The organism is Longimicrobium sp. (assembly GCF_036387355.1).
Lineage (GTDB): Bacteria > Gemmatimonadota > Gemmatimonadetes > Longimicrobiales > Longimicrobiaceae > Longimicrobium.
On the sequence record NZ_DASVTX010000186.1, the window covers coordinates 1 to 11,658 of the forward strand.

Here is an 11,658-nt window from a genome sequence, read left to right on the forward strand (position 1 = left end):
GCGCGCGGGCAGCGTGGAGTCCGTGGGGCGGATGTCGTAGGCGCGCACCTGCTCGGCGGCGTTCTGCGAAATCTTGCCCCGGTCCAGCGCCATCCCCCGGGCAAACTGGTGCTGCTGTCCCAGGACCAGGTTGTCCGCCACCGAGTAGTCCATCAGCAGCCCGCGCCGGTGCCGGTCCTCGGGCACGTGCGAAAGGCCCGCCTCGCCGCGCTGGCGCACGGTGCGGTGCGTGATGTCCGCCGCGCCCAGCACGATGGCGCCGCTCACCACGGGCTCCAGCCCCGCGATGGCCTCGATCAGCTCCGTCTGCCCGTTCCCCTCCACGCCGGCGATCCCCAGGATCTCCCCCGGCATCAGCTGGAACGAAACGCCGTCCACCGCGCGCGGCCGGTTGGGCGCGGCCACCACCAGGTCGCGCACCTCCAGCGCCGGCGCGCCCGTGCGCACCACGTCGCGGGGCGGGGGGGTGGACTCGCCCACCAGCGCGGAGGCCAGGGCCACGTCGCGCCCCACCATGGCCCGCGCGATCCCGGCCGGCGTCGTTTCCGACGTGCGCAGCCACCCCACCGTGGTCCCCGCGCGCATCACGGTGATGGCGTCCGACACCTCCATCACCTCGCCCAGGCGGTGGGTGATGAGGATGACCGTCGCTCCCTCCGCCCGCAGCCCGCGCAGCACGTTCCACAACTCCACCACCTCCGGCGGCGAGAGCACGGCCGTGGGCTCGTCCAGGATCAGCACGCGCGCGCCGCGGAACAGCGCCTTGAGAATCTCCACCCGCTGCGCCTCGCCCACGGAAAGCTGGCTGACGAGCCGGTCCACGTCCACGCGCAGCCCCGTGCGCTCGCTCAGTTCGCGCACCTCGCGGCGGGCGCGCTCCCGGTCCAGCTGCAGGCCGCGGCGGGGCTCGGTGCCCAGCACCACGTTCTCCGCCACGGTGAGCGTGGGAACGAGCATGAAGTGCTGGTGCACCATCCCCACGCCCGCGTCGATGGCCTGGGCGGTGGACCAGCCGGTCACGTCGCGCCCGTTCACCTCCACCGTGCCCGCGTCGGGGGTGAACATCCCGCTCAGGATGCGCATGAGGGTGGACTTGCCGGCGCCGTTCTCGCCCACCAGGGCGTGGATCTCGCCGGCGCCCACCTCCAGGCTCGCGCCGCGGTTGGCGCGCACGGGACCGAACGCCTTGTCAATCCCGGTCATGCGCACCGCCGCGGCGGAGGCGGCAGGGGTGTCAGGTGCCACGGGGTTCTGCGAAAAGGGGAGAGGAAAGGGGCTCAGCGCGTGGACGGCACGCGGATGCGGCCGGCGATGACCTCGTTGCGGAGCTGCTCCAGCCGCGCGCGCACCGGGTCCGGGATCAGCTTGCGGTTGTTCTCGTCGTACACGTAGCGCACACCGCCCTCGCGCAGCCCGAACTCGAATACGCCGCCGTGGAACTGGTTGTCCTTGGCGCGCTTGATGATGTCGTACACCGCGTTGTCGACGCCCTTGACCATGGAGGTCAGCACGTAGCCCGGCGCCTCGGGGTACTGGTCGGCGTCCACGCCGATGGCCAGCCTGCCGGTGGCGCGCGCCGCCTCGAACACGCCCAGCCCCGTGCTGCCGCTGGCGTGAAAGATCACGTCCACCCCGCTGTTGTACTGGCTCAGCGCCAGCTCCTTGCCGCGGCCCGGGTTGCGGAACGCCTCCGGCGTCACGCCGGCGTACTGCACGCTCACGCGGCACTCGGGGCACACGTGCAGCACGCCCGCCCGGTAGCCCGCCTCGAACTTGTGAATCAGGGGAATGTCCATTCCCCCCACGAAGCCCACGCGCTTCGTCTTGGACGTCAACGCGGCCAGCGCGCCCACGAGGAACGAGCCCTGCTCCTCGCGGAACTTGAGCGCGGCCAGGTTGGCGGGGGGCGGCACCACGTTGCCCGCGTCGTCGGTCTTGAGCGAGAAGTCCACCCCGGCAAAGCGGGTGTTGGGGTACTCCGCCGCCAGGCCGCTCAGGTCGTCCGTGAAGATGAAGCCCACGCCGATGACCAGGTCCATCCCCTGCGCGGCCAGCAGGCGCAGCCCGGCCTCGCGGTCCGAGCCCTCGCCCGGCTCCACGAAGCGGATCTGCGCGCCCAGTTCGCGCGCGGCGCGCTCAGCGCCCAGGTAGGCCCCGTCGTTGAACGACTTGTCGCCCCGCCCGCCGACGTCAAAGACGATGCCCACGCGCAGGCCGTCGCCCTCGGTTCCGGTGTCGGCGCCGGACGGGCGCACGAAAAGCAGGGCGGCGTGCGCCGCCAGGAGCACGCCGATGGCAATCAGAAGCTTACGCATGGCGGTAACAATCGGGGAACGGGGAGCGCGCGTCAAGAACGCGCGGCCCCTCCCGCGTCGGGGTCTGCGGGCCGTCCCGCCCCGCGCGGCGCGCGGGGGAGCGGCGGAAGGAACACCTGATGGGCCGGGACGTTCCGCGCCGCGGCCGGGCGGGGCTCCGGCGGGCGGGGCGCGCGCATTCTACCCCTACCAGCGCAGGTTCGCCACCTCGTCGCGCGGCAGCTGCACGCCGCTGCGCTTGGCCTGCACCAGCCGCGGCCGGTCAAAGACGCGGATCAGCAGCAGCCCCGCCACAAAGCCGCCCACGTGCGCCCACACCGCCACGCCGCCCTGCTCCTCCGCCACCCCTAGCGAAAGAAAGCCGGACAGCAGCTGCATGGCGAACCAGAGGCCCAGGAACCAGAAGGCGCGCAGGTGAAAGAAGAAGAAGGGCGGAAAGAAGGTCCGCACCCGCGCGCGCGGGTACAGGAGGATGTACGCGCCCATGATGCCGCTGATGGCGCCGCTGGCCCCCACCATGGGAATGTCGCTGGTGGGGGAAAAGAAGATCTGCGCGAGCGCCGCCGCCACGCCGCAGACCAGGTAGAAGACCAGGAACCGGAGGTGCCCCATGCTGTCTTCGACGTTGTTCCCGAACACCCACAGGAACATCATGTTGCCGATCAGGTGCATCCAGCTGCCGTGCATGAAGATGGAAGTCAGGATGGCGCCCGTCCCCAGCCCCGTCACGGGGCAGGCGGCGGTGACCTCGCACGGCTGCGCGCCGAACGCCATCACCGACGCTTCCAGCGCCCGCACCTCGCCGGCGCCCTGGATGGTCATCCACACCGCCACGTTGGCCAGCAGGATCAGCACCGTCATCCACGGCCGCAGCTCCGTGGGGTTTTCGTCGTTGATGGGAAACACGTTGTCTCGGCCGGAAAGTTGAATGCGACCCGCGAGGGGGATTGTACCCCGTGGACCGTTGGGCGAACCCCGTGCCGGGCGGCGTGTACGCTGGACTGCGGCGCGGGGCGTGCGCTACTTTGCCCGCCGCCGCGCCGGGACGGCCGCCTGCACGCGGCACGGCGCACGAAACCGACCAACGCATCCATGCCCATCCGTCCGCATCCGGACTGTGCCGCCCGCGCCCTGCGCCGGCTTCTGCTCTCTCTGCTGGCGCTCGCCGCGCTGGGCGCCATTCCCGCGCCGGCCGCCGCGCAGACGCAGGATTCCGTGCGCCCGCTGGTGCGGCGCGACAGCGCGGCCGCGCGCCGCGCGGAGCCCGACACCACGGAAAACTTCCGCGTCTCGCCGGGGCGCGCCTTTCTGCACTCGCTCGTGCTCCCCGGGTGGGGGCAATCGGAACTGGGCGCGCCGGGGCGGGGCGGGGTGTACTTCACGCTGGAGGCGGGGAGCCTGTGGATGCTGCTGACCGCCAACCAGCGGCTGGGCGAGGCGCGCGAGCAGCAGCGGCGGCTGCGCGAGACGGGGCAGATTGCGCCGGACGCCAAGACGGGGCTGGTGCGCAGCCGCGAAAACCAGCGCGAAGACTGGATCACGCTCTCCATCTTCTGGCTCTTCTTTTCCGGCGCGGACGCATTCGTGGCGGCGCACCTGCAGGACTTCGACGTGCACGTGAACGCGATTCCGCGTCCCGGCGGCGGCACCGAACTGCGGGCCACGGTGCCCCTGCCGCGATGAACGCGCCCGTCGGCGTCTTTGATTCCGGCATCGGCGGGCTGAGCGTGGCCCGCGAGATCCGCGCTGCCCTCCCCGCGGAGCCGCTGCTGTACGTGGCGGACACGGCGTACGTGCCCTACGGCGACCGCTCCGAGGAGGAGGTGCGCGCCCGCTCGCTGGCCATCGGGCGGTGGATGCAGGGGCAGGGCGCCAAGGTGTTCGTCGTCGCGTGCAACACCGCGTCCGGCGCGGCGCTGGAGCAGCTTCGCGAGGAGTTGCGCATTCCGGTGATCGGGCTGGAGCCGGCGCTGAAGCCCGCGGTGCGCCAGTCGCGCAACGGCCGGGTGGGGGTGATGGCCACCACGCGCACCTGCGGCTCCGCCCGCCTGCAGCGCCTGGTGGATGCGCACGGCACGGGCGCCACCATTCTCCGCCAGCCCTGTCCCGGGCTGGCGGACATGGTGGAGGACGGGATGCTCGCGGGCCCGGAGCTGGAGGCGCGCATGGCGGAATACGTGGCGCCGCTGCGAGAGGCGGGGGTGGACACCGTCGTGCTGGGGTGCACGCACTACGTCTTTGTGCGCGACGCCATTCAGGCGGCGCTGGGGCCGGACGTTCTGCTGATGGACAGCGGCGAAGCGATCGCGCGGCGCACGCGGCAGATCCTGGCGGAGGCGGGTGCGCTGGCGGAGGGCGGGCCGGGTGCGGTGCGCATCCTCACGACGGGCGACCCGGCGGAGGCCGCGCCGGTGGTGGAACGGCTGTGGGGCGAGCCCGTGCGCGTGGAGCGCGTGGAGATCTGATCGGGCCTGCGGACATTGGCCGGAGTACGGGTCTGCAGACGTGCGGCCGGAGCACGTGGCGCGACACGAAGGTCCGCCGCGGGATACGAAAATCTGCGCCGTCGGCCCGTCCAGAGCGAATGAATTCGCCGCTGGAACAGCACGAAGTCCGCCTGCGCGGACTGCATCCGCCGCTTCGGCGCGGGTGGCCTGCACCGGGCCGTCCGCCCGGTCGGTTGAAGCCCTGATCGTGGGCGCGACAGCGGCCGCGAGTCGGGGCTTTCCGCTTCTGGAGCGGCGGATTCATCCGCTCAGGGCGGCGGCCGCGCGGATCTTCGCCTTGCGCACTGGAGTCTGCGCCGCGTGCAGGTGAAGTCTCCCCGCCTGTTTGGGGAGACTTTCCGTCGTTGTTGCGGCGACTTCAGTCGCTCAGCCCCGCCGACTGCACGGCCATTTCCGCCGCGCATCGGATCCGCTGAGGGCAGGTGGGGGATTTCCGGACTGCGGCGGGGATGGGCCGTCACATAGATTGTTGCACGACGAGAGTTTACGTGCAGCCGCCCATCCGCATGCGTACATTCATGACGATGACGAAAACGGAACCGCAGACACCCGCCGCGCCGTCCGGCGTGGATCCCACTGAGCCGGGCCGCGGCTTCACGCTCATCACGCGCGCCCTGCGGCTCCGCTGCCCGCACTGCGGCCGTGCGTCGCTGCGCGGCCCGTCGTGGATGAAGCTGCGGCGCGTCTGCCCGTCGTGCGGGCTGCGCACGGAGCGCGGCGAGGAAGACTTCTTTCTCGGCGCCATGATGTTCAACATCGCGCTCAGCGAGGGGGTGCTGGCGCTGGCGATCGTGGGAGTCGTGGTGGGGTTCTGGCCGGACGTGCCGTGGGCGCCGCTGGGATGGACGGCGCTGGTGCTGATGGCGATCGCGCCGTTTGCGTTCTTTCCGTTCTCCAACACGCTCTGGCTGGCGGCGGACATGATGATCCGTCCCGTGACACCGGACGAGATGGAGTGGCACCGCACGCAGCCCCACGACACGCACCGCAACTTCCGCGACCGCTAGCCCGTCGCCATCGGGATCAGAAAACGCGCCGCCGATCACGAGGATCGGCGGCGCGTTCTGCGTAACGGCGATGGCTCTGGAGAGGCGCCGCAACGCGGCCGTGCGCGACAGCTTTCTATCATCATCGCGTCTTGCGAAACTAGCCTGTGGTAACGCCTCGGCCTGCGAGGGTCATTCTGAGGGAGGCGCCTCGCCGCACCGTCCGCGTGCTCACAGTCCGGCGCCGACCGAAGAATCCCGCACCACACGGTCCCGCGCACGCCAGGTTGCGTGGCGTGCCGCAAAGCCCGCCGGCGCGGCGAGGAGGCCGTCGCACGCCGCGCCGGTCGGCAGCGCCGCGGATGCTTTGGTCCGGGATCCTTCAGTCGCACATGGTTCATCGCGACGGATGCCGCGGTGCGGGGCTCCTTCAGGATGACTCTCAGACGCCGAGGCGGAAGCCCATCGGCGTTCCCGTCGAGCGCCGGGACCGTGAGGTCATTCTGAGGAAGGCGCCTCGCCTCACCGTCCGCGTGGTCATACTCTGACGCCGACCGAAGAATCCCGCACCAAACGGTCCCGCGCACGCCAGGTTGCGTGGCGTGCCGCAAAGCCCGCCGGCGCGGCGAGGAGGCCGTCGCACGCCGCGCCGGTCAGCAGCGCCGCGGATGCTTCGGTCCGGGATCCTTCAGTCGCACATGGTTCGGCGCGACGGATGCCGCGGTGCGGGGCTCCTTCAGGATGACTCTCAGACGCCGAGGCGGAAGGCGAACTCGATTTCTCAACAACCGTTTGAGGCGCTGAGGCGCGGACCGCCCGTCACCCCCGTCATCTGCGCGACCAGGCGAGTCAGGCGCCGCGCGTCACTCGGCGGGAGTCCAGGCGCGGGGCTCGGGAGCGCCGCCGCCGGGGGGGAGGACCACGTAGTCAAAGGTGCGCAGCCAGTCGCCCGAGTTGACGTACCATCGGCCCGGCTCCACCTCCGTGCGCGACGCCACGTGCGAGTGCCCCGCCAGCACCAGGTCGATCTCCGGCCGCGTGCGAAGCTGCTCCACGGCCCACGACTCGATGAACGCCGCCCGCCCGCTCGCCGCCCGATCCCCCGTATCCGCCTTGTGTTCCGTGGACGACGCCAGCAGCGCGATGCGCCGGCCCCAGTCCGGGTGCAGCGTACGGAACGCGCCTACGGTGACCGGATTTCGGATCATCCGCTTGAGCGCGCGATACTTCAGGTCGCCGCGGCCCACGCCGTCTCCGTGCGCCACCAGCGCGCGGCGTCCGGCCAGCTCCATCTCCACCGGACCGTCGAACAGTGCGATTCCCACCTCGTCGCGCAGAAACGGCCCCGCCCACGCATCGTGGTTGCCGCCCACGAACGACACCGGCACGCCTGCCTCCACCACGTCCCGCAGCTTGGCCAGCACGCGGTAGTGCTCGGCCAGGATCACGTGGCGGTACTCGAACCAGAAGTCGAACAGGTCGCCGTTGATGAGCAGCGACGACGCGTTTCCCGCCACGTGGTCCAGAAAGCCGCGGAAGGCGCGCTCCGTGGCGGGAGGGACCGCGCCCAGATGAATGTCGGAAACGACGTAGACAGGCTTGGATTGCATGGCCGCCAAGCTACCCGGCCGCCCCCGCGCAAACAAGAACGGCGGATCGTCATCAACCGAACGAAACCCGCCTCCGCCCTGCAGCAGGACGGAGGCGGGAGATTCGGCGGATGGCGCAAACCGTGACGATCAGACGGTCAGCGCCGGTTCCTCGGCGGCGGCCTCGGCGCGCTCGCGGAACTGGTGCGCGTACAGGCGCGCGTACAGCCCGCCCGCGGCGATCAGCTCCGCGTGCGTCCCCGTTTCGGCGATCGTTCCGTTGTCCAGCACCAGAATGCGGTTGGCGCGGCGCACGGTGGAAAGCCGGTGCGCGATGATGAGCGTCGTGCGGTTCTGCAGCAGCGTGTTGAGCGCATCCTCGATCAGCGCTTCGCTTTCCGTGTCCAGCGCGCTCGTGGCCTCGTCCAGAATCAGGATCGCGGGATCCTTGAGAATGGCGCGCGCCAGGGCGATGCGCTGCCGCTGCCCGCCGCTCAGCTTGACCCCCCGCTCGCCCACGCGGGTGTCGTAGCCCTCCGGCAGCAGCTTGACGAACTCGTGCGCGTGCGCGGCGCGGGCGGCGGCCAGGATCTGCTCTTCGGTGGCGTCCGGCCGCGCGTAGCCGATGTTGTCGCGCACCGATCCGCTGAACAGCAGCGTTTCCTGCGGCACCAGGCCGATGGCCTCGCGAAGCTCCGCCATGCGCACCTCGCGCACGTCCATCCCCTCCACCCGCACCGCCCCGCGCTGCACGTCCCAGAAACGCGGGATCAACGCGGCGATGGTCGTCTTACCCGCGCCGGACGGGCCCACGAGGGCCACCGTTTCTCCCGGGCGGATCTGGAACGAGATGCCGCGCAGCGTCCAGTCCGGCACCCCGGCGGGAGCCGCGGGCGCGGAGGCGCTCCGTGCCCGTCCCTGGCCGGGAAGGGGAGGCCCGTCCAGCTTGGGAAGCTCGTCCGCCGGCTCGTAGCGGAACCACACGTCGTCGAACGCCACCGCGCCCGCCACCCGCGCCGGCAGGCTGGCCGCGTTGTCCGCGTCGCGCAGGCGCGGGTTGGAGCGCAGAAGCTGGAACACGCGGGTGGCGGCGCCCATGGACTCCTGGTACGCGCTCCACAGCCCGCCCAGCGCGCCCACCGCGTTGGCCGCCATCGCCGAGTACAGCAGGAAGCTGAACAGCGTGCCCACGGTCAGCGTCCCCGCCAGCACCATCCGCCCACCCACCCACAGCACCAGGACGGACGCGCTCATGCTCACGAACCCGATGACGCTGTAGAACAGGCCTCGGGTTACGGCACGCCGCAGCGCGACGGAAACGGCGGCCGTGATGCGCGCGCCGTAGCGCGCCTGCTCGTGCGGCTCGCCCACAAAGCTCTGCACCACGCGGATCTGCGAGAACGACTCCTCGGCGATGGCGCTGGCCTCGGCCACCTCGTCCATCACCCCCTGCGACGCCGTCTTGAGCCGCGCGCCGAAGAAGATGGCCGTGCCCACGACGATGGGAACGAGCAGCATGGTGATGCCGGTCAGATAGATGTGCGTCACCGTAAGCATCACCAGCGCGCCCACCAGCAGCAGGGACTGCTTGAGCAGTTCCAGCGCGTTCATGGTCAGCACGCCCTGCAGCATGGTGACGTCGGTGCCCAGGCGGCTGGTAAGCTCGCCCGTGCGCCGGTCCGCGAAGAAGGCGGGCGGCAGGCGCAGCAGGTGCGCGAACAGGTCTTCGCGCAGCCGGGCGATGATGCGCTCGCCGCTCGCACTCAGCAGGTACGCCTGGCAGAAGGTCATGACGGCCTGGATGCTGAACAGGCCGAGCAGGAACAGGACGGTGCGGTCCAGCTGCCCGCGCCCGCCGGCCCCGAACGCCGTGTCCATGATCCGCCCCACCACGGTGGGAAAGACCAGGCTCATGGCCGTGCTGGCCAGCAGCATGACCGCGGCGATGGACAGCTTGCCGGCGTGCGGCCGCAGCCGCGGGACCAGGTAGCGAAGGTCGCCGCCCTGCAGCTTCTGCCAGAAGTTCAGCTTGGCGGGCGGGGTGGCGGAGGGCGCGGGCGGGGCCGGAATGCGTGGCCGCTCGTTTTGCGCCGTATCTGGCGACGGAGTCGCGGAGGGTGCGTGGGTGCTCATGGCCGGCAAATCTAATCAACTGCTCCCGTCTCAGGAACCTCCGGAGCGTCCGGTTGAACAACGTGGACGCCGGTTCCGGACAGATCCCGCACAAACAGGTCAGCCGGGCGCGGGCGGGAGCCCATCCTGGGCCAGCGGGATTTCGGCGCGAACGCGGGTGCCGGTGCCGGGTTCGCTGCGCACTTCCACCCGTCCGCCCAGGTACGCCGCGCGCTCCGTCATGCCGAACAATCCCAGTCCGCCGCCGGCCGCCATGGTTTCGGCGACGGAGAAGCCGCGCCCGTCGTCATCCACCGTCACCACCATGCGGTCGGGCTCGCGGCGCACGGTGACGGCCGCGTGGGATGCGGAGGAGTGGCGCAGGATGTTGCTGAGCGCCTCCTGCACGATGCGGTACACGGCCAGCTCCGCCTCCGGCGCGAGCCGTTCGTCGCGCGCCTGCTCCGCGTCCAGGGTGATGTGGACGGGGCTGATTTCGCGCAGGGTGCGCAGGTGCGATTCGATGGCGGGAACGAGGCCCAGCTCGTCCAACGCGGGCGGGCGCAGGCCGCGGGCGAAGCGGCGCACGCCTTCCAGCGCCTGGCCGATCTCGCGCCGCATGTCTTCCAGCAGCGTGGCGACCGCGTCGGGGTCGCCCGCGTTGCGCACCACGCGGATGCGGATGAGGAGCGCGGCCAGCAGCTGCGCGGTTTCGTCGTGCAGTTCGCGGGCGATGCGCTTGCGCTCCTCTTCCGCCGCCGTGAGCGCGCGCGACGCCACCTCGCGCAGCCGCTCGCGCGAGGTTTCGGCCGCGTCCAGCATGCTGTTGAAGGTGTGGGTCAGGCGGTCCAGCTCGCGGTCGGCCACGGCGGAGCGGGGAACGCGCGCGTCCAGGCTGCCCCGCTGCACGCGGGCGGCGGTGCGCTCCAGCGCGTCCAGCGGTTCCAGCGCCAGCTTGAGGATGAGCGCGTTCACCAGCACGGTGGCGCAGATCCCCGCGACTGCCATGGAGCTCACCAGTTCCTGCGTGCTGGCGGCGGGGTTGGCGCGCACGTACCGCGCGGTCACCATGCTGCCGAAGATGGTGCCCACCAGCACCAGCACGGCGTTGGCGATGAGGATCTTGTAGAAGAGCGGGATGCGCAGAAGCACCCGCACCACGCGAGGAAGGCGGGTGTGGGGTTCGGGCGCGAGCGGCGGATCGAGGTCGGAGGTCATGCGGGCGGCGGGCGCGGGGACGGAGTGGGCGCGGGGAAGCTACATCCGCGCGTCCCCGGCGGCACGTCTGGCGTGGGATGAGGGACGGAAGCGGCGGAGGGGCCGGGGCGGGGAAGCGGGGATTTGGCGCATGCGGAGAGGCCCCCTCCCCCCAACCCCCTCCGCCCGCTCCGCGGGAGAGGGGGAGCCGTTCGGCGCGGCGGTATGGTTCGGCGCGCGTCCTCCGCTGGCCGCGTGAAAGACAAGACTTCGGCCCGGGCTCCTCTGGACGTACCACGTTCGCTCGCTGCGCCAAGGGAAACCATCGGCGCGGTGAAAGCGTGCACACCCGTCCTCCGCCCGCTCGGGGAGGACAGGCAGCAGTGCCGGGGCAGCGTGGACGTGCGTCCTCCGCCCGCGTGGAAGAGGAAGGATGCGGCGCGGGTGCAGCTTGGATACCGATCCTCTGCCTGCGGGAAGAGCATGGACGCGGCGCGGGTGCAGCGTGGACGCGTCTTCCTCTGCTCGCTTCCGCTGAAAAGACGTCGGCGCGGGGGAAGCGTGGACGCCTGTCCTCCGCGGTTCCCCCGCGCCTTTGCATCCGCGCGATCCGAGCGAGACGGCGGTTACTCGTCCCGGCCGTGCACGCTGGCGGGCGGATGCGTGGCCTCGACCGCGGAGAACGACTCCAGGATCTTGTAGGTGTGCTCCGCGTCCTTGGGAACGACCCAGGAGTCGCCGGGCTCCAGGATCACGGTCTGCCCTTCCAGGTGAAGCTCGGCGCGGCCGGACAGGACGTAGCCCACGACCTCGTAGGGACGGCGGCTGGTGGGCTTGTCCTCACCGGGCTGCTCGTTTTCCCACAGCCGCATGCCCAGGCTCACGCCGGTGGCCAGGTACTTCTGCCCGCCCGCGCCGGTGGGCGAGGTGGAGGAACTGACCTTGTGCACGC

The 11,658-nt window shown here is 71.2% G+C and carries 10 protein-coding genes; 3 read left to right on the forward strand and 7 right to left on the reverse strand.

The features are described 5' to 3' along the window. From VF665_RS08305 to VF665_RS08315, 3 genes are all read right to left on the reverse strand, one after another. On the reverse strand, positions 1-1,203 hold a 1,203-nt coding region (locus tag VF665_RS08305), incomplete at its 3' end, for an ABC transporter ATP-binding protein (protein ID WP_331052946.1). 74 nt (positions 1,204-1,277) lie between these two features. Then, positions 1,278-2,315 carry a BMP family ABC transporter substrate-binding protein gene (locus VF665_RS08310; protein WP_331052947.1) on the reverse strand — a complete coding sequence of 346 codons (1,038 nt, stop codon included), beginning with the start codon at positions 2,313-2,315 and terminating at the stop codon, positions 1,278-1,280. A 186-nt stretch (positions 2,316-2,501) separates the two neighbouring features. Continuing rightward, the gene (locus tag VF665_RS08315) at positions 2,502-3,221 is read right to left on the reverse strand and encodes a rhomboid family intramembrane serine protease (protein ID WP_331052948.1); all 720 of its coding nucleotides are present in this window, start codon (positions 3,219-3,221) and stop codon (positions 2,502-2,504) included. A 186-nt stretch (positions 3,222-3,407) separates the two neighbouring features. Between VF665_RS08315 and VF665_RS08320 the strand changes: the two genes are divergently transcribed. The 3 genes from VF665_RS08320 to VF665_RS08330 all read left to right on the forward strand — a co-directional run bounded on the left by VF665_RS08320 (position 3,408) and on the right by VF665_RS08330 (position 5,829). Continuing rightward, entirely contained in the window at positions 3,408-3,998 is a 591-nt protein-coding gene (locus VF665_RS08320) for a DUF5683 domain-containing protein (protein ID WP_331052949.1), read from the forward strand. After that, complete coding sequence (murI, locus tag VF665_RS08325; RefSeq protein WP_331052950.1) at positions 3,995-4,780, forward strand: glutamate racemase; 786 nt, start codon at positions 3,995-3,997, stop codon at positions 4,778-4,780. The genes VF665_RS08320 and murI overlap by 4 nt, the downstream gene beginning before the upstream one ends. A gap of 566 nt (positions 4,781-5,346) precedes the next feature. Further along, a complete protein-coding gene (locus VF665_RS08330) occupies positions 5,347-5,829 on the forward strand; it encodes a DUF983 domain-containing protein (RefSeq protein ID WP_331052951.1) in 483 nt (160 codons plus the stop codon). Positions 5,830-6,671: 842 nt separating this feature from the next. Here the strand turns inward: VF665_RS08330 and VF665_RS08335 are convergent. The 4 genes from VF665_RS08335 to VF665_RS08350 all read right to left on the reverse strand — a co-directional run bounded on the left by VF665_RS08335 (position 6,672) and on the right by VF665_RS08350 (position 11,656). After that, the gene (locus VF665_RS08335; protein WP_331052952.1) at positions 6,672-7,418 is read right to left on the reverse strand and encodes a UDP-2,3-diacylglucosamine diphosphatase; all 747 of its coding nucleotides are present in this window, start codon (positions 7,416-7,418) and stop codon (positions 6,672-6,674) included. Between the two features lie 129 nt (positions 7,419-7,547). Then, positions 7,548-9,530, reverse strand: coding sequence for an ABC transporter ATP-binding protein (locus tag VF665_RS08340; protein WP_331052953.1), 1,983 nt, complete (start codon positions 9,528-9,530; stop codon positions 7,548-7,550). 99 nt (positions 9,531-9,629) lie between these two features. Continuing rightward, positions 9,630-10,727, reverse strand: coding sequence for a sensor histidine kinase (locus VF665_RS08345; protein ID WP_331052954.1), 1,098 nt, complete (start codon positions 10,725-10,727; stop codon positions 9,630-9,632). Positions 10,728-11,332: 605 nt separating this feature from the next. Then, on the reverse strand, positions 11,333-11,656 hold the full coding sequence (locus VF665_RS08350) for a cupin domain-containing protein (protein ID WP_349263111.1): 324 nt from the start codon (positions 11,654-11,656) through the stop codon (positions 11,333-11,335). Between the last annotated feature and the right edge of the window lie 2 nt (positions 11,657-11,658).

Bases quoted from the DNA above. Each gene is read 5' to 3' on its own strand.
- VF665_RS08310 (WP_331052947.1), bottom strand. From the start codon at position 2,315: ATGCGTAAGCTTCTGATTGCCATCGGCGTGCTCCTGGCGGCGCACGCC.
- VF665_RS08320 (WP_331052949.1), top strand. From the start codon at position 3,408: ATGCCCATCCGTCCGCATCCGGACTGTGCCGCCCGCGCCCTGCGCCGG.
- murI (WP_331052950.1), top strand. From the start codon at position 3,995: ATGAACGCGCCCGTCGGCGTCTTTGATTCCGGCATCGGCGGGCTGAGC.
- VF665_RS08330 (WP_331052951.1), top strand. From the start codon at position 5,347: ATGACGAAAACGGAACCGCAGACACCCGCCGCGCCGTCCGGCGTGGAT.
- VF665_RS08335 (WP_331052952.1), bottom strand. From the start codon at position 7,418: ATGCAATCCAAGCCTGTCTACGTCGTTTCCGACATTCATCTGGGCGCG.
- VF665_RS08340 (WP_331052953.1), bottom strand. From the start codon at position 9,530: ATGAGCACCCACGCACCCTCCGCGACTCCGTCGCCAGATACGGCGCAA.
- VF665_RS08345 (WP_331052954.1), bottom strand. From the start codon at position 10,727: ATGACCTCCGACCTCGATCCGCCGCTCGCGCCCGAACCCCACACCCGC.